The 17518-nt window shown below is 58.4% G+C and carries 14 protein-coding genes; 2 read left to right on the forward strand and 12 right to left on the reverse strand.

The window, feature by feature from the left end; all coding sequences use genetic code 11:
- Positions 1-55 precede the first annotated feature (55 nt).
- From N1037_19100 to N1037_19135, 8 genes are all read right to left on the reverse strand, one after another.
- Positions 56-1486, reverse strand: a complete 1431-nt coding sequence (locus N1037_19100; GenBank protein ID UWS79330.1) for an NAD-dependent succinate-semialdehyde dehydrogenase — start codon at positions 1484-1486, stop codon at positions 56-58.
- Positions 1487-1488: 2 nt separating this feature from the next.
- Positions 1489-2535: a tartrate dehydrogenase gene (locus N1037_19105; GenBank protein ID UWS79331.1), complete on the reverse strand. Its 1047-nt coding sequence runs from the start codon at positions 2533-2535 to the stop codon at positions 1489-1491.
- A 21-nt stretch (positions 2536-2556) separates the two neighbouring features.
- Positions 2557-4020 carry an aldehyde dehydrogenase family protein gene (locus N1037_19110; GenBank protein UWS79332.1) on the reverse strand — a complete coding sequence of 488 codons (1464 nt, stop codon included), beginning with the start codon at positions 4018-4020 and terminating at the stop codon, positions 2557-2559.
- Positions 4021-4113: 93 nt separating this feature from the next.
- Positions 4114-5502 carry an NAD(P)/FAD-dependent oxidoreductase gene (locus N1037_19115; protein ID UWS79333.1) on the reverse strand — a complete coding sequence of 463 codons (1389 nt, stop codon included), beginning with the start codon at positions 5500-5502 and terminating at the stop codon, positions 4114-4116.
- Positions 5499-5798 (reverse strand): (2Fe-2S)-binding protein, encoded by a 300-nt coding sequence (locus tag N1037_19120; GenBank protein UWS79334.1) that lies wholly within the window; start codon positions 5796-5798, stop codon positions 5499-5501. The genes N1037_19115 and N1037_19120 overlap by 4 nt, the downstream gene beginning before the upstream one ends.
- The gene (locus tag N1037_19125; protein UWS79335.1) at positions 5795-7786 is read right to left on the reverse strand and encodes a hydantoinase B/oxoprolinase family protein; all 1992 of its coding nucleotides are present in this window, start codon (positions 7784-7786) and stop codon (positions 5795-5797) included. Before N1037_19125 ends, N1037_19120 begins: the two co-directional genes overlap by 4 nt.
- Positions 7779-9845, reverse strand: a complete 2067-nt coding sequence (locus tag N1037_19130) for a hydantoinase/oxoprolinase family protein (protein UWS79336.1) — start codon at positions 9843-9845, stop codon at positions 7779-7781. Before N1037_19130 ends, N1037_19125 begins: the two co-directional genes overlap by 8 nt.
- Positions 9846-9942: 97 nt before the next feature.
- A complete protein-coding gene (locus N1037_19135) occupies positions 9943-10833 on the reverse strand; it encodes a LysR family transcriptional regulator (protein ID UWS79337.1) in 891 nt (296 codons plus the stop codon).
- A gap of 125 nt (positions 10834-10958) precedes the next feature.
- Here N1037_19135 and N1037_19140 point away from each other — a divergent pair, with 125 nt between their 5' ends.
- The gene (locus N1037_19140) at positions 10959-12032 is read left to right on the forward strand and encodes an FAD-binding oxidoreductase (GenBank protein UWS79338.1); all 1074 of its coding nucleotides are present in this window, start codon (positions 10959-10961) and stop codon (positions 12030-12032) included.
- 2 nt (positions 12033-12034) lie between these two features.
- Here N1037_19140 and N1037_19145 read toward each other — a convergent pair whose 3' ends face one another.
- Positions 12035-13360: an FAD-binding oxidoreductase gene (locus N1037_19145; GenBank protein UWS79339.1), complete on the reverse strand. Its 1326-nt coding sequence runs from the start codon at positions 13358-13360 to the stop codon at positions 12035-12037.
- Between the two features lie 171 nt (positions 13361-13531).
- On the opposite strand from N1037_19145, the gene N1037_19150 reads away from it, so the two are divergent.
- A complete protein-coding gene (locus N1037_19150; protein ID UWS79340.1) occupies positions 13532-14038 on the forward strand; it encodes an Lrp/AsnC family transcriptional regulator in 507 nt (168 codons plus the stop codon).
- Here N1037_19150 and N1037_19155 read toward each other — a convergent pair.
- The 3 genes from N1037_19155 to N1037_19165 are packed head-to-tail and all read right to left on the reverse strand — an operon-like array spanning position 14035 to position 17458.
- Positions 14035-15696 carry an ABC transporter ATP-binding protein gene (locus N1037_19155; GenBank protein UWS79341.1) on the reverse strand — a complete coding sequence of 554 codons (1662 nt, stop codon included), beginning with the start codon at positions 15694-15696 and terminating at the stop codon, positions 14035-14037. The genes N1037_19150 and N1037_19155 overlap by 4 nt on opposite strands.
- Complete coding sequence (locus N1037_19160; GenBank protein ID UWS79342.1) at positions 15696-16556, reverse strand: ABC transporter permease; 861 nt, start codon at positions 16554-16556, stop codon at positions 15696-15698. Before N1037_19160 ends, N1037_19155 begins: the two co-directional genes overlap by 1 nt.
- Positions 16553-17458, reverse strand: coding sequence for an ABC transporter permease (locus N1037_19165; protein UWS79343.1), 906 nt, complete (start codon positions 17456-17458; stop codon positions 16553-16555). Before N1037_19165 ends, N1037_19160 begins: the two co-directional genes overlap by 4 nt.
- Positions 17459-17518 lie beyond the last annotated feature (60 nt).

Consider the following 17518-nt stretch of genomic DNA (forward strand, 5'->3'; position numbering starts at 1 on the left):
ACATATGCCGCCCCAACAGGCGGCATATGCAGAGCGACAAGCCAAAGGATCAGTCTTACAGGCCGCCAATATGGAGCGCTTTTGTTTCCAGGTACTCTTCGATCCCCTCCTGCGCGCCTTCACGGCCCAGGCCAGAGGATTTCACCCCACCAAACGGCGCTTCGGCATTGCTCACCGCCCCAGTGTTGAGCCCAACCAAGCCAAATTCGAGCGCCTCGCCAAACCGGAACGCGCGGGCGATGTCCTGGGTATAGAAATAGGCAGCCAATCCAAAGGGGGTGCCATTTGCGATCTCGAGCGCCTCGTCTTCGGTTTCAAATCGAAAGATCGGCGCAACCGGCCCAAAGGTTTCTTCCGACGCCAACTGCATCTCGGTTGTGGCATCGCGCAACACCAGGGGATCCGCAAATTGCGCGCTGAGCTGACGTTGCCGCGTGGTGCGGGTGGCGCCCTTTGCCACTGCGTCTTGAACATGGGTATTGATCTTTTCAAGCGCGGCGGCGTTGATCATGGGGCCAATATCAACTCCTGCGTGATCCCCCTGCCCCACGGTCAGTGCATCTACCCGCGCGGTTAGCTTTTCCACAAAGGCATCATAGATTTCCGATTGCACCAAAATCCGGTTGGCGCAGACGCAGGTCTGGCCACCGTTGCGGAATTTCGACAGCATCGCGCCCTCAACAGCGGCGTCAATATTGGCGTCATCAAAGACAACAAAGGGCGCGTTGCCGCCCAGCTCGAGGCTCAGTTTCTTCAAGCTCGGCGCGCATTGTTCTGCCAACAAGGCCCCAACGCGGGTCGAGCCAGTGAAGGATAGTTTGCGCACAACCGGGCTAGAGGTCAGGGCCTTGCCGATCTCTGTGGGCAGACCTGTGACGACATTGATGACACCCTTGGGTATGCCGGCTCGCTCTGCCAGAACAGCAAGCGCCAAGGCTGAATATGGGGTAAAGTCAGAGGGTTTGATCACAACGGTACAGCCGGCCGCCAAGGCGGGCGCGACCTTGCGGGTGATCATCGCATTGGGGAAATTCCAGGGCGTGATGATCGCCGCAACCCCAACGGGCTCTTTCAAGGCAAGCAATTTTTTACCAGGAACCGGGATGACCTTCCCATTGATCCGGCGGGCTTCTTCGGCGAACCACCGCACAAAACTTGCCCCATAGTCAATTTCACCTTCGGCCTCAGCCAGGGGTTTACCCTGTTCAGCGCTGAGAATACGACCCAGATCCTGTTTGTGGGTCAACATCAGGTCATGCCAGGCCATCAAAAGATTCGCCCGCTCTGCATTGGAACGTGCGCGCCAGGCGACCATTGCCGTCTCAGCTGCCGCGATGGCGGCCTCGGTCTCGGCCCCGGTGCAATCCGGAACCTTGCCGATCACAGATCCGGTCGCAGGGTTGGTCACTGACATGTCAGGGCGTTCCAGCCATTCGCCGTTGATAAATGCGGCGTGGCGCAACAATTTGGGGTCTTGTAGGTTCATGATCAAAGCTCCAGTTCTGCGATGATTGCTGCGGTGATGATAGCAGTCGCGTGTTTGCCGGGATGGGTGCCAATGCCTTTTTCAGTCGCCACTTCGATCGCCGACAGCACAGCGGAGGCGGCCTCTGCTTCGCCCAGATGATCCAGCATCATGGCGGCAGACCAGATGGCGGCGATGGGGTTTGCGATGTCTTGTCCCGCGATGTCAGGGGCCGAGCCATGCACCGGCTCAAACATGGATGGGCCGCTATGATCTGGGCAGATATTGGCGGAGGCCGCAAAGCCAAGCCCGCCCTGAATGGCCGCGCCGAGATCTGTCAGAATGTCGCCAAACAGGTTTGAAGCCACGATCACATCCAGGTCCTGCGGCGCCATCACCATTTTTGCCGCCATGGCGTCGATGTGCATTTGGCTAACCGTGACATCTGGATATTCTGCCGCCAGTTCGCGGGTGACCTCGTCCCAGAACACCATCGAATATTTTTGCGCATTGGATTTGGTGACCGACGTCAAATGCCCACGTCTGGCGCGGGCCTGTTCAAACCCATATCGGAGAATGCGTTCGACACCGGTGCGGGTGAAAACCGAGGTCTCCACCGCCACTTCATCAGCGGTGCCTTGATGCACACGTCCCCCCGCCCCAGAGTATTCACCTTCGGTGTTTTCGCGAATGCAGAGAATGTCAAAAGCGTCGGCGACCAAGGGTCCTTGGACCCCGGGCAACAGCCGGTGCGGCCGGACATTAGCGTATTGTTTGAACGCTTTGCGGATCGGCAGAAGCAGCCCATGTAAAGACACTGAATCTGCCACGGTTTCAGGCCAACCCACAGCGCCAAGAAAGATCGCATCAAAGGCGCGAAGGGTTTCAATCCCGTCCTTTGGCATCATGGTGCCATGCTTCAGGTACCATTCACAGGACCAGGGGAATTCTGTGTTATTCAGCTGAAAGCCGAATTTTTGGGCCGCAGCCTCCAGAACCTGAACCGTTGCATCCGTCACGTCGACGCCAATGCCATCACCGGGGATCAAAGCGATCTGGTAAGATTTCATATTAAGAGCTTTCTTTTAGTGTCACAGATCAATCAGCACGGATTTGCTGCGGCGGTTGGCAAGAAAGGCTTCGCGCCCCAGGTCCTTGCCCAGGCCGCTCGCCTTCCAGCCCCCTGTGGGCAAGATGTGATCCTGCGAACGCCCATAGCGATTAACCCAGACAGTGCCCGCTTCCAGCGACTTGGTGACACGCAGCGCCCGTGAAAGATCACGGGTATAAACACCGGCACAAAGCCCATAGGTCGGATGATTGCCCAGGGTTAGAGCCTCTTCCTCGCTTGCAAAGGTCTGCAAGGTGACGACGGGGCCAAAGATTTCTTCGGTCACCGCAGGGTTGCTGTCAGTGACACCGGCGATGATCGTTGGCTGATAGAAACTGCCCTTCCGATCAAAGGCTTTGCCGCCACACAGCAGCTCTGCGCCCTCGGATTTGGCGGCCTGGACGATGCTGTCGATCCGCTGCAGCTGCTGCGACGAAATAATAGGTGAAAACCCGGCAGGATCCTCCCAGGTCGCGGCTGGTTTTTCCTGAGCAAAGGCCAGGATGAGCTTTTGCGCCAGCGCATCCGCAATATCGCGATGAACAATCAAACGCGTCCCCGCAACACAGGTCTGCCCTGCATTGGGCAGAATGCCACGGGCAAGACAATCGGCCACCAGCTCCAGGTCCGCATCCGCAAAAACGATCTGCGGCGACTTGCCGCCCAGTTCTAGGGTCATCGGCTTGACCCCCGTCTTGGCGATGTTTTCCATGATCGCTCCGCCTGCGCGGGTTGAGCCGGTGAAACTGACCTTGGCAATATCTGGGTGGCCGGTGATGGCCGCGCCGGTGGTTTGGCCGTCGCCCAGAACGATATTGATCAACCCGGCAGGAATACCCGCACACACAGCCAGTTCAGCCATGTACAGGGTCGAAAATGGCGTCATCTCGGAAGGTTTCAAAACCACCGCGTTTCCGGCGGCCAAAGCCGGGGCCAGCTTCCAGCCCGCCATTGAAATCGGATAGTTCCAGGGGGTGATTGCCCCAACAACCCCATAGGGTTCATGGGAGATAAAGCCCAGCTGCCCGGCAGAGGTCGGGGCCAGATCGCCCCCTTCCTTGTCGGCAAATTCGGCAAAAAACCTGATCTGTGTTGCGGTGATCAAGACATCACCCACGGCTGCTTGTCCCACAGGCCGGGTGGAACAGACCGCTTCCAGTTTGGCCAGTGTTTCGGCTTCGGCCTCAATAAGGTCAGCCCAGGCCTGCAGCGCGCGAAGACGGTCGCGCGGGGCACATGTCGCCCAACCCGAGGTGCGCAGCGCTTGTTTTGCCGTCTCAACAGCCTGATCGACGATGGCGGCATCCGCCCTGGCGATGCCTGCCAGGCTGCGGCCATCGGAGGGAGCTGTCACCGCAATCTCTGCCGCTGCCGGGACATAGGCGTTTCCGATGTAGTGCCCTGTGGGCAGGGTCAATGTGCTGGGATCAAATGAACGTTTCATGGGCGCCGATCGTGATTGGATTTGTGCTCAATCTAAGCCTTGGGGTTCGGCAAGAAGGGCCGAAATCCCGCAAAATGCGGCACAATATTTTCCTTACTGCGGGTCTTTCACGCTTTCGCTCTGGAGAGCGGCTGAAACCGGTAGCGGGCGCAGCGGCGGTTGCGCCCGCAAGCGCCCGATTTTTGCAGGCCCCACCTGGCCCATTTCTGCAAGAATGCGCCCCGCAGCAAACTGGCAATAGCGCCCCTGACAGCGCCCCATGCCAATCCGACACTGGGATTTGACCCGATTGATTTCTGGCCCAACCCGCCGCGCCGCAGCCTGAATGTCGCCAAGCTCCACCCCTTCGCATCGGCAAATCACCGTATCAGACGGCAGTTGTGAAATAAGCTCCTGTGGCACCTGAAAAGCCTGCGCCAGACCAGCGGCAAACCGTTGCATCCGGGCATAGCGTCGGTGCACGCGCTTGCGCGGGTTGCAGGCACGCCCCATGTCCTCCAGACAGGCGGTTGCGGCGATCTGTCCGGCACATTCTGCGGCATCAGCCCCCAGAATGCGCAGCCCGTCCCCAGCCAGATAGACGCCATTGCCAAGGCGCCCGGCAGGATCACTTGCCGGCAGCCACTGTGACCATTCAGGTGACCAGCAGAAATTTGCCCCAGCCAGATCCGCAAGCTGTGTATCGGCCATAAGGTGCCAGCCCAGCCCCACCCCGTCGCAGGCTGTTCTACGGTCCTGACCTCTGTGATCTTGCCAGCCGATTTGGGTCGGTCCGGCCTCATTTGTTGTGATCTGCAAGTTGCGCACGCCGGCCTGGTAGCGTCGCCCCAGTATTGCCCGCAGGTAGGCCCCGCGGAGCGTCACGATGGGGCGCGCCCTGGCCATAGCCCAGGCTCCCTTAACCTGTTGTCGCATCGGGGCCGTATCCAACACCGCTGCCACCTCGGCCCCCGCCCGGATCAGTTGCGCCGCCACCAAGGTCAGCAATGGGCCGGTGCCGGCCAGAACCAGCCGCCGCCCCAGGGCGATCTCTTGTGTTTTTAGGGCAATTTGCATGGCCCCCAAGGAAAACACACCAGCCGATTGCCATCCCGGAACCGGCAGCAAACGGTCGCCCGCGCCGGTGCACAAAATAAGGTTCTCATAGCCTATGACCTTGATACCATCCTGTGTCAGGACTTGCGCAGACTGATGGGCGATGGCTGTGACCGAGCTTTGGGACAGATGGGTCACCTGTCCATGTGACACCATCTGGTCAAAGCAGTTATGCAGTGCCAATGCCTTACCCGCTTCCGACCCATACCGGTCCTTGGCACTGCGCGACGCTGTGCTAGCAGGGCGTCGGTAAATTTGCCCCCCCGCCTGGCTGGCCTCGTCCACCACTATCGGATGCAAACCTGCGGCTACGCAGGTTTGCGCCGCGCGAATTCCGGCAGGCCCAGCGCCTACGATGAGAACACCAGTGCTTAACGCCTCTGTCATGACAGCCATCCATCAGGGGCTTTTGACCTCAGCCGCAAGCCCGCGTGCAGTTGAGTTGAGCAGGCCCGCAAGCGGGCTCCCTCTTCTCGCCAGACCCAGCAGTCCTGGCAGGCCCCCATCAGGCAAAACCCGGCACGTTGTTCTGGCCCGAACTCAGCCGCGCGCAACGCGCCCCTGTTGGACAATATCGCGGTGAGGATGGTATCCCCCTGCTGGCCGGACAGCGGCTGCCCATCGAACAGAAACTCGATTTTAGGCCGTGTGATCGCTGTCAGACGTTGCACGCGGGCCGTCATGCGTCACCCGGCTGTGTATCTCGTGCCAGCAGTGCCGCAAGTTCAGGGAAACGCGTGCAAATCTCGCCCAGCGCCGCCTCTACCCCCTCGGCGCCCTTGCGGTCTGTCATCCGCGCAAAGACCTCGGTTTTGGTGAAGAACCGCCAGTGAATAGGCAGTTTGCCCAGGGTCGTGTTCAAGACCTCATAGGCGGCATCGCTCCACTGGGTCTCATAGGCGGTCCGCTCCGCTCCATAGTCGAACATGCTGTCCCGCAACGGGCGTTTCTTACGCAGGGCCTGTGTCTGTTTCTGATCAACGATACCATTGTCGATGACGACACCGTAGTCATGGGCCGCCGCCTCTTGCGAGACATAGCCACAGGCGACATCGCGCGCCACGCGCTCAGGGGCGCGCAGGTATGGATCACCTCGTCCGCCACCGCCGGCAGAGCGGATCATCAATACGTCACCGGGTTGCAGCACGGCTGTATCACGGTTGCCCAGATCCGTTTCTGCAGGCTGACCGGGGTTCAATACCATATGCGCCAGGCCCGCAGATTGCCCGCCCAGGGTGCCCCATGGCCGGAACTTTGAACGATCCCGATTGCGCGCTGTAATCCGGGTGTCGGGCGCAAAGACGCGAAACGAGAGCTCCGTCGCCAGCCCGCCGCGCCATTGCCCTGCCCCGCCGGTATCCTGCGCGAGACCATAGCGTAGCACCTCTACGGGGACCTCGGTTTCGGTTATCTCGATCGGTGTGTTCTTGAGATAGGCCGCATCCGCGCCAGACCCGTTGGTCCCATCGCGATGAGGCATCCCGCCACCGCCGCCCACAACCGGGTTCACCGCTGCAATCACCGTTTTTTGGTGACGCTCGTCCCGTGTCATCACATTCACGATGCAATTGTTGCCTGCAGGGGCTGCGGGCATTTTATCGGGAATGGCCTGGGCAAAGGCTCCAAAAATGACCGACCGCAGCCGGGCACAGGTCAGGGACCGCATCCCTACCGCAGCCGGCGCAACCGGATTCAGCACCGAGCCTTTGGGGGTGATGCAGGTAAAGGCGCGGGTCAGGCCCGTGTTCAACAAAATCTGCGGGTTCAGGGTGTACAGCACATAATAGACCCCCACCAACAGTATCGTATGACGAGGATCCCCACCTGAGGGTACGTTCAAAGACGAGCCCAGCTGCGGATCGGAACCGGAGAAATCGAGAACCGCCTGATCCCCCTGGATGCAGAGTTTCAGGTGCAAGCGGCATGGATTGCCCGCATCGCTGTCTTCGTCGGCGTAGTCCGCAAAGATGTATTCCCCGTCCGGCGTCGCCCGTAGAATGGCCCGCGCTTCGGCTTCGGCCTGGTCCATCAACTGCGACACCCCATCGACAAAGCCGGTTTTGCCAAACCTTTGGATCATCGCCTGCACCTTGCGTTCACCGGTGTTCAAAGCCCCGACAAGCGCCTTGATGTCGCCAATGTTCAGCCCTGGCTTACGCACATTGGTTTCCATGATCCGCATCACCGTCTCATCAAACTGGCCTTCTTGCACCAGCTTCATCGGGGGGAAGCGCAGACCTTCCTGGTGGACCTCTGTCAGCGACCGGCTAAGGGAGGCAGGCACAGCGCCCCCCATGTCGGTGTTGTGAATATGCCCCCCCGTCCAGGCAACGATTTCACCGTCGCTGAACACCGGCTTCCAAAGATGGGTGTCGGGGGCATGTGTTGCGACGTGGCCGGAATAGGGATCATTGGTAAAGGCGACATCGCCCGGTCGATAGTCCGACACCATATCAATCGCACGGCCATAGGTCAGACCCGGATACCAGGTCGCCCCCAGGTCCATTGGCACAGCAAAGGTATCCCCGCGCCGATCCATCAGCATGACGGTAAAGTCCTGCGTTTCTTTTACAAATGCCGAATGCGCTGTGCGGTGCAGGGTATGCGCCATGTTTTCAGCGGCGGCGCGGGCATGGTTCGCCAAAACCCGCAGTGTCATTTTATCAGTCATGAGCAGAGCCCTCGATATGCACAACGATGTTCGAAGCAAAATCCACCTCGGCCGTGCACTCCTGTGGAATGATCAGCGTCGTGTCTTCTTGTGAAACAATTGCTGGCCCGCGCAGCTGGGTGCCAGGGGACAAGGTCTCGCGCCGATACAGCGGAACATCGCGGTAGCTGCCGGTGTAGACCAAGACGGTTTTTTCTGACTCTGCCGTGCTGGCACTGACGGTTTGCGCCGGAATTTCAGGATTTGGGCCTGCGCCAACAATTGCCAGCCGCAGGTTCACAACCTCGATCAGCCCGTCTGGATCCGCAAAGTCATAGATACGGGCGTGGGTTTTGTGGAAAGCGTCAGCGATGTCACAGGCACTCTCCAGCCACTCTGGTTTGAGCGCAACTTCGATCTCAAAGCTTTGACCTGAATACCGCATGTCGGCGGTCAGCTGCAGTTCAGCGGGTCCATCATGGCCCTGCCTGCTCAGCCACGCATGGCCCTCTTGCGCAAGCTCTGTGAACTGCGCCTGTAAAGCAGGGACAAGTTTATCATCAAGCCCCGCAAAGACGGTGCGGATGAAATCCCCCCTCAGGTCAGCCACCAATCCACCAAGCGCTGACACAACACCGGGGCGTCGGGGGGCAAGAACCCGTGTCATACCCAGATCCCTTGCAAGGAAAGCCCCCAGCATCGGCCCGCCGCCGCCAAAGGGCAGCAATGTGAATTCCCTCAGATCGACACCTTCGCGTGACGCGAGCTTTTCGACCTCGACGAACATTTCGGACAGCGCAATGTTCAAGATCGCCTGAGCCGTTTCTTCGGTGCTGCGCTCTAGCTGCGCGGCCAACACAGCCACGGCCTGAATCGCCAGATCCCGATCCATCCGGAGCTGCCCATAGGCCAGATCACTATGCCCCAGCCAGCCGCAGACAGCCATTGCATCTGTCACCGTCGCCTCGGTGCCACCGCGCCCATAGCAGGCAGGCCCCGGGGTGGATCCAGCAGACCCCGGTCCCACCCGCAGGACACCATGGTCATCAACTGACGCAATGGAGCCGCCACCGATGGCAATTGAGCTGACAGAAACCGAAGGAATATACAGCGGGAAATCACCAATCATTTCCCCGGTGCCAAAATTCGCCGCGCCATCAATGATCAGGGCGATATCGGCAGAGGTGCCGCCAATATCCAGGGTCAGGATGCGGTCTTCTCCGGCCTGACGTGCCAGCCAGGCAGCGCCCGTCACACCAGATGCCGAGCCTGACAACAGCATGGAAACGCAGTTCTCTCGCCCGTCGCCTGCGCTCATCACACCGCCGTTTGATTTGGTGAGCAAAGCCTTTGCCGGGATATTCTTGCTGGCCAAACGCGTCTCTAGCGCGTCGAGATAACCGGCAACACGCGGGTGCACATAGCCATTCATAATCGCTGTACATCCGCGTTCATACTCGCGGATCACCGGCCAGACTTCGGAGGAGGTGAAGGCAAAAACCCCCGGTGCCATGTCCAATATCATGTCTTTCACCCGCCGCTCATGCGCGTCATTGCGCCAGCTGTGCAAGAAAGAAACGATAATGCCCTCAGCACCCGCCAAAAGCGCCTTTTGGATGGCTTCTGCAACAGAGCCTTCCTCCAGTGCGGTGGTTTCTTCCCCCTGTGCATTCAGCCGGGCAGTCACACCAAAGATATGATCACGCGAAATCAGCGGCGCAGCGCGGTGGCAAAACAGGGAATACATCTCGGGCATGCGCAGGCGCGCCAACTCAAGCACATCTTCAAAGCCGGCGTTGGTAATCATCGCCAGCTTGGCGCCTTTGCGCTGCAACACCGTGTTAATTCCCACGGTGGTCCCATGCACAAACCGCGTCACTGTCTCGGGCAAAAGCTGGTCCCGCTCTTCCAGCAGTGACAACCCTGTGGTCAGTTCCGCACCCGGATCATCGGGAGTTGTCAGAACTTTCAAAGTTGCCAAACGGCCGGAATTCACTTCCAGCGCACAGAAGTCCATGAAGGTGCCGCCAATATCGACGCCGATCTTCCAGTCTTCACGATGAGGTCTAGTCCCATCCATAATTTGCGTCCCTTTCAATCTGTTGTCCCTAAGGGAACAGATTGAGCGAAGACCGTCCAAGACGCTTACGGTGCAAATCCATAAGCCACACTTATGGCTATTCCGTGTCGTCCCTTTCACAGATCGCCCGCAGCTCTGCGGACATGATCTGATCGGCCTGGGACAATGGCCTGTCCTTTAGCGTCAACAAAGATAGGGGCAATTTGGGACTGTTGGCCAAGGGACGCACCACCACACCCTGAAATTGATGCCAAGGCAGCAGGGCATCCACCAAGGCGACACCCAACCCGGCCTGAACAAATCCAACCGCTGTAATTGAGGAATCAATTTCCAAATCGGGTTGAAACCCCAGCCCCTGCGCCTGCGCCGCCTGTTGCAATTCATCTCTGGGACGGGTCTGCGCCCGGTATGAAATAACGGTGCGATCCGCCAACATATCAAAACTGATTTCCGAGGCGCTGACCAGATCAGACTGTGCCGACATCAAGCAGCAGAAGGATGTCCTATCAATGACGTCTGCGCATATGTCTGGCGGCATTTGATCATCTAACGCCAGCGCCAATGTGGCGTCCCCTGCCCGCAACATGGATATCAAGGTGTTGATCGGGGCCACATGCGCGCGCAATTGAATGTTCGGGTGTTTTTGCCGCAGCATGGCCAATGCATTGGGTAAAACCGACATTGACGGCGGTGCCGACGCGGCAATACGGACAAGCCCCGACCGCCCCTTTCGCAGATCTGTCGATTTGCGGCGCAGACCTTCGAGCCCGGCAAAAAGGCGTTCGGCATCGGGATAAAGCTCTAGCGCCTCGGGGGTGGGATGCAGGCGCCCCTTTTCGCGACTAAACAGCAAAAACCCAAGCTCGTCTTCGGTGTGACGCAAGACCTGGCTGAGGGCCGGTTGCGAAATATTCAGCATACGGGCAGCACCTGTCACGGTGCCGATCCGCATGACGGCTGTAAACACTTCCAATTGGCGCGCGCGCATGACAACTCCATAGGCTATCCTTATAGGTGTCACAGAAAGCCGTCTTTGACGCAAGCGGTCGTTGCCTCTTTGATGGATGCAGGGGGTATTGTGCTGTGCATGTGATGATCTTAGGCGGCGGTCTTATGGGAACCGCCACGGCGTATTTTCTAACCCAACGCGGAGTCCGCGTGACGCTGATTGAGCGCGGCCATATTGGTGCCGGTGCAACCGTGGCCTCCTTTGGGAATATCAGACGGTCGGGGCGGTATCTGCCGCAGATGCCCCTGGCCAATCGCTCACTGGGGCTGTGGTCAAAACTGGAAACCTGGCTGGGTATGGATGTCGAATTCCGGGCAACCGGGCATTTGCGGCTTATCTTTGACCACGATGGCCTGGCCCTGATGCAGCAATTTCGCAAAGACGCGCTGGATTGGGGGTTGGAACTGGAGGTTCTGGAGCCAAAGGACATTCGCAAGCGGTTTCCGGGGCTGGGCCCCGATGCAATTGCGGCGTCTTTTTCGCCGGATGATGGCTCTGCCAACCCGCGCCTCATCAGCCCCGCCTTTGCAGGTGCTGCGGCGCGCGGCGGCGCCACCATTCACGAGCAGGCCCATGTTTCTGAAATCAGCAAAACGGCCAGCGGCTTTGAAGTGGTGACCTCAGCTGGTACATTTTCTGCCGACCTGCTTGTGAATTGCGCCGGCGCCTGGGGGCCTGACATCGCGCGCCGCTTTGGCGAAGAGGTTCCTATCACTTTGGCAGGGCCACAAATGGGGGTCACAGAGCCCCTGCCCCATCGCATTTTACCTGTGGTCGGGGTTTGGTCAAAACAACACGGGGCCTATTTGCGCCAAGTCGAGCGCGGCAATGTGGTCTTTGGCGGCGCGGTTGCGCGCACCCAGGTTGGGGCAGACGGATTTGCCAAGATTGATCCACACAACCTGTCAAAGCAGTTGCAAGAGGTTGTGAAACTGGTGCCCGCCCTGCGCCAGGCGACCATTATTCGGCAGTGGTCTGGTGTCGAGGGCTATGTCGAAGACATGCTGCCCGTGATGGGGCCTTCCGGCACCACCCAAGGTCTTTTTCATGCCTTTGGCTTTTGTGGACATGGCTTCCAGCTGGGGCCGGGCGTGGGTGATGCCATGGCGGAACTTATCACAACGGGGAGCTGCACCACGCCGCTGGCGCCTTTTGACATCGCGCGGTTCAGCGCATGAGGTCAGAACTCAGAAACTTTGCCCCATTGGCTCTTTGCAAAACGGGACAGTTTGTATTGTCCCGTTTCAGTAACCGGTGTCCGCCCCAACACCATATCCGCCATCAGGTGGCCGACACCGGGGCCAATACCAAACCCATGCCCGGACAGACCCGCCGCCAGAGCCAGCCCCGGCATTCCGATATCGCTGTCAATGACCGGAACGCCGTCTGGAGTGCTGTCGATATACCCGGCCCAGGAGGCCTGCAAAGGCACATTCTGCAAAGCCGGAAACAACTGGCGCCCCTGGGCCAGGGTTTTTACAATTGTGGGCGCATCCGGGCGCGGGTCCAATATACGCATGTGCTCCATCGGCGTCGGCTGATCCAGCTTCCACTTTTTCAAACCGTCAAAATTGCACCGCCAGGCCTGCGGCCCGCCAGGGGCCAGCGAGCGCCAGCGGCGCAGAAACATCGGCAGAAAGTGTTTAGATCCGCGCAGCATACGCGGGGTGGGATCGACCTTTGCCAGGCCCGAGATGGCCAACGTATAGCCGCCATCGCCGCGCCGGGTGACAGAGACCTCTTTGGTATGCACCGCATCTGGCAGGCCCTGCGCCCCGGGTGCCACCGAAAGGATCGAGCTGCGCACCGAGGACTGCGGGAAGAAAATACCCAGCTGATGCAGGAAACTGCCGGCCCAGGCGCCGCCAGAAAGCACAACTTGTTTGGTCTGGATCACCCCTTTTTCGGTGACCACGGCGCTGACCGCTCCGCCGCTGGTTTCAAGTCCGCGCGCCGCGCAGCCCTGCAGGACAATTCCGCCGTGTTTCACGATCCCCTGCGCAATCATCGGCGCCGCCGCCGCAGGGTCGGCAATACCATCCGTCGGAGACCAGACCCCGCCCTTCCAGGCCTGCCCAGTGGCCGCCCCGTGTTCGGCAGCTTCTGTAGCGGTCAACATACGGGTATCAACGCCCTCACCACGGGCAAAATGACCCCACCGGGCCCAGCCTTCGATTTCGGCCTCATCGTTGGAAAGATAGATCAAACCACAGCGGCGAAACCCAATTTCAGCGCCGCAATCCTGCATCATCTCTTCCCACAGAGACAGGCTCACACGCGACAAGGGCAATTCACGGGCATCCCGGTTTTGCTGCCGGCACCAGCCCCAGTTTCGGCTGGATTGCTCAGCTCCGATACGGCCCTTTTCCAGCAGCACCACTTTTTGCCCGGCCCGCGCCAGCCAGTAGGCGGTGCTGACGCCAACAATACCTCCGCCAATAACCACTGTATCCGCGTGTTGCGGACAATCGGTTGCGGACAAAATGTGCAAGAGCGGAGCAGTCATCAAAAAATCCCAAATCTTTTCTTAGGAAGTAACTTGAAACAAGCGATGCGAACTACCGGATTGGGTGGAAATTCAGCATATTCTGTTAAAGAGCCACCCAGCGAATGGTTACAGGACCAGCAAATAGTATGCTCTTATGAAGAACGCACAGCCATTCACGTGGAATTTTGAATGACCCAGACCTACAAACTCGACCGTATCGATGTGAACATACTGGCTGCTCTGCAAGAAAATGGGCGGATTACCAATGTTGAGCTCTCGGAGATTGTCAACCTGTCGCCCTCTCCCTGCCTGATGCGGGTGAAAAAGCTTCAGAAGGCTGGCTATATCTCCGGATACACCGCTTTGATTGATGTCGCGAAACTGGGTGAGACGCTGACGGTGTTTACGGAATTCACTCTCAAAAACCACCGCCAAATCGACTTTGCGCGCTTTCAAGAGACCCTGGAAAAAATCGACAGCTGCGTTGAATGTCACCTCGTTTCAGGCGGTTATGACTACCTTGCCAAATTTGTAACCGCCGGCATTTCGGACTATCAAAATATTGTCGAAGCCCTGATCGACAAGGATGTTGGCATCGACAAATACTTCAGCTTTGTCGTGATGAAGACGCCCTTTGTGAAAAACCATCTTCCACTCGGGCGTCTGTTTGGGGATCGGGTTCACGACCAGAGCTAACGGCCCTGCATGGCTTTTGCCAGCTCTGGGTTGTGTTCGAGGTTGGCCAGCCAGTCTGGATCCAGCTTGGGCACCGATGAGATCAAAAGCCGTGAATAGGGATGTTCCGCGCTTTCGTTCATCTGTGCTGCGGGCAAGGATTCGACGAGCTCCCCTTTCAGCATGACAAGAACATCATCGCAGATCGCTTCGACCGTCGAAAGATCATGGCTAATGAACATATAGCTGAGCCCTAGGTCCCGTTGCAGGTCCTTGAGCAAATCCAGCATGGCCGCAGCTACTACCGTGTCCAAAGCCGATGTGATTTCATCGCAAAGGATCAGGTCTGGTTCCGCCGCAAGCGCCCTGGCAAAATTCACCCGCTGTTTTTGCCCGCCCGACAGCTCCCCCGGGAGCCGGTGCCGCATTGCCGCTGGCAGCTGCACCATATCCAACAGTTCAATCACACGCCGCTCACGTGCCTTGCCAGTCATACCGTGATAGAACTTCAGCGGTCGGGACAGAATTGAGTCAATCGGCTGGGCTGGATTCAAAGCCGTATCTGCCAACTGAAACACAATTTGAAGCCGCCGCAGTTGATCTTTGGAGCGGTCTTTCAGATCTGGCGAAAGAGCCTCACCCTGCGAAAATACGTCGCCCTTGTAGCGGGGCAAAATGCCGGCAACCGCCCGAGCAAGCGTCGATTTTCCCGACCCGCTTTCCCCGATGACCCCGAGGTTTGTGCCTCTTTCCATCTGAAAGTTGATGTTATCCAGAACTTTGAACTCTGCCTCGCCCGAACGTGTCGGCCCGTAGCCCGCAGAGAGGTTGTTGACCTCAAGAATGGGGGCTTCGGCCTTGGCCACGGCAGCTTTGACCGAGGCAAAAGGCACCGGTTTGAAGGCGGCTAACAATTCTTGGGTATAGGGGTGTTGCGGCGCATCCAAGATGTCTCGTGTCATCCCGACTTCCTGAATTTGCCCTTCTTTCAGAACAATAATGCGATCCGCAACCTGCGCCACCACTGCCAGATCATGGCTGACATAGACACCGGCCATGCCGCTCCCCTGCATCACCGATCGAAACGCCCTGAGAACCTCAATCTGCGTGGTGACATCCAGCGCCGTCGTGGGCTCGTCAAAGATGACAAGCTGCGGATCGCCGATCAGCGCCATCGCCGCCGACAACCGTTGCAGCTGCCCACCCGAGACCTGATGGGGATAGCGTTGCCCAATGCTGTCAGGCTCAAGAAGCGCCAGCGCGCGGAACAGCTCAACCGCCTTGGCTTCAGCTTCGGGACGGGGCATCAAATTATGAATGTCGGTAATTTCGATGACCTGATCCATGATCCGTTGCGACGGGTTAAAGGCCGCCGCAGCGGACTGCGGAATGTAGGAAACTTCTGTCCCACGCAACCGGGCGCGTTGGGGTTCTGTCAGTTTGGTAACATCCTGCGCGCCCAACTGAATAGAGCCGCCATTGATGGAACAGCCCGGGCGACAATGGCCCATCAGCGACAGGGCGATCGTTGTCTTGCCCGATCCGCTTTCGCCAATCAGTGCAACGATCTCACCCGGTTGGATGTCAAAACTGACATGGCGAATAATCTCGACCTCGCGGCCAGAATCCGTCACCGCGCCGATCACAAGATCTCGAACAGACACAAGGGGTTGGCTCATCAGTTGCTCCTGTCGCGGATTTTTTGTGGAAGGTTATCGATGAACATATTCACCGAAATAGTCAGGGAGGCGATTGCGATACAGGGGAAGATCACCGCAGGCGCCCCAAGGCTAAGGCCCTCGATGTTTTCACGTACCAACCCGCCCCAGTCAGCATGGGGCGGTTGCACACCAATGCCGAGGAAGGACAGTCCCGACAAAACCAAAACGATAAAGACAAAGCGCAGACCAAGGTCCGCCAGCACCGGCCCCAGGATGTTGGGAAAGATCTCGGTGCGAATAAGATATCCCGTTTGCTCACCGCGGGCACGGGCCACGGTGACAAAATCCATCGTGTTCACATTCACCGCCAAAGCCCGCGCAAAACGGTAGCTTCCGGGCAGGTAAATCGCGGCCAGCGTCAGAACCAGCACAGGGATGGACGAGCCAACGGCGGCAACAACAACCAGGCCAAACAACAAGGAGGGAATGCCGTTAAACGCATCCAGCAGGCGTGACAGGATCGTATCAAGCCATCCGCCAATCACAGCCGCGACCATGCCCAGAACAATACCGCCGCTACAGGCCAGGGTGACGCCGGCCAGTGATATGCCGACGGTATATCTTGCCCCCATCAAAACCCGGCTCAGGATGTCCCGACCCAGATAATCCGTGCCCATCCAATAGCTTTCGCTGATTGGGCCAAAGTAGTCCCAATCCACAATTTTGCCCGGCGGATAGGGAATAATCCAGGGGGCGATTATAGCGATCACAGCCCAGAACAGGATTATGGTCAGGCCAATTCGTCCCGCCATATTAAAGGAATAGCCATGACCAGTGATTGAGAATTTGCGTTCGGAGCCTTGAGTATCTTGCATCATTTCCGCAGCCTTGGGTTGGACAGAGTGGCGATCACATCAGCCAAGGTGATCAAAGAAAGATAGCTCACACAGAACACCATCGCGCAGGACTGGATGAGCGGCAGGTCACGCGTTGCAACGGCATCCACCATCAGTTTGGCCACCCCCGGATAGTTGAAAACGGTCTCGACGATGATGACGCCACCGACGAGATAGGACAGCGACAGCGCCACCGCATTGGCGATAGGGCCCAGCGCATTGGGCAAGGCATGATGTAGAACCATGCGTCGACGGCTTGCCCCTTTCAGAAGGGCCATTTCGACATAGGGTGTTTTGATTGTCTCGATCACCGCAGCGCGGGTCATGCGGATCATCTGCGCCGACACAACACAGGTCAAGGTGATGACAGGCATCGCATAGGCTTTGAGCAGCGCGGCAAAATTGCTGGCATCCGCCCCGTAGCTCAGGGCTGGCAGCCAATCCAGCCAGACCGCAAACACCAGAACCGCCAGTGTGGCGACCATAAATTCCGGAATGGAGATCACCGAAATCGTCAGGATCGACACAAACCGATCTAGCAGGGAATCCTGCCACATGGCTGCAGCGATACCGCAGGTCAGGGCAAAGGGGACGCAGATCACGGTGACAACCCCTGCCAGCCGCAGGGAGTTGGAGAGCCGGCGTCCAATCAAATCAGCGACACTGATGTCGTTGACATAAGAGCGCCCCATATCGCCAGTGGCGAGCCCGCCCAGCCAGGACAGGAACCGCGATAATGCGGGTTCGTTCAACCCCATGGCATCCCGCAACCCGGCGACAGCATCGGGGGTTGCCGCCTGCCCCAATAGGATCTCAGCGACATCACCGGGCAACAGTTCGGTGGCGAAAAATACCGCAAAAGAAACAATGATTAATGTTATCAATGCGATGCCAAGTCGGTGTGCGACAAGCAGCCAGGTATGAGACGATCTATGCAACGCGGG

The sequence above is a fragment of the Phaeobacter sp. G2 genome, assembly GCA_025163595.1.
GTDB lineage: Bacteria > Pseudomonadota > Alphaproteobacteria > Rhodobacterales > Rhodobacteraceae > Pseudophaeobacter.

Coding starts and splice junctions, on each gene's coding strand:
- N1037_19100 (UWS79330.1), bottom strand. CDS start 1,486: ATGAACCTACAAGACCCCAAATTGTTGCGCCACGCCGCATTTATCAAC.
- N1037_19105 (UWS79331.1), bottom strand. CDS start 2,535: ATGAAATCTTACCAGATCGCTTTGATCCCCGGTGATGGCATTGGCGTC.
- N1037_19110 (UWS79332.1), bottom strand. CDS start 4,020: ATGAAACGTTCATTTGATCCCAGCACATTGACCCTGCCCACAGGGCAC.
- N1037_19115 (UWS79333.1), bottom strand. CDS start 5,502: ATGACAGAGGCGTTAAGCACTGGTGTTCTCATCGTAGGCGCTGGGCCT.
- N1037_19120 (UWS79334.1), bottom strand. CDS start 5,798: ATGACGGCCCGCGTGCAACGTCTGACAGCGATCACACGGCCTAAAATC.
- N1037_19125 (UWS79335.1), bottom strand. CDS start 7,786: ATGACTGATAAAATGACACTGCGGGTTTTGGCGAACCATGCCCGCGCC.
- N1037_19130 (UWS79336.1), bottom strand. CDS start 9,845: ATGGATGGGACTAGACCTCATCGTGAAGACTGGAAGATCGGCGTCGAT.
- N1037_19135 (UWS79337.1), bottom strand. CDS start 10,833: ATGCGCGCGCGCCAATTGGAAGTGTTTACAGCCGTCATGCGGATCGGC.
- N1037_19140 (UWS79338.1), top strand. CDS start 10,959: ATGGGAACCGCCACGGCGTATTTTCTAACCCAACGCGGAGTCCGCGTG.
- N1037_19145 (UWS79339.1), bottom strand. CDS start 13,360: ATGACTGCTCCGCTCTTGCACATTTTGTCCGCAACCGATTGTCCGCAA.
- N1037_19150 (UWS79340.1), top strand. CDS start 13,532: ATGACCCAGACCTACAAACTCGACCGTATCGATGTGAACATACTGGCT.
- N1037_19155 (UWS79341.1), bottom strand. CDS start 15,696: ATGAGCCAACCCCTTGTGTCTGTTCGAGATCTTGTGATCGGCGCGGTG.
- N1037_19160 (UWS79342.1), bottom strand. CDS start 16,556: ATGATGCAAGATACTCAAGGCTCCGAACGCAAATTCTCAATCACTGGT.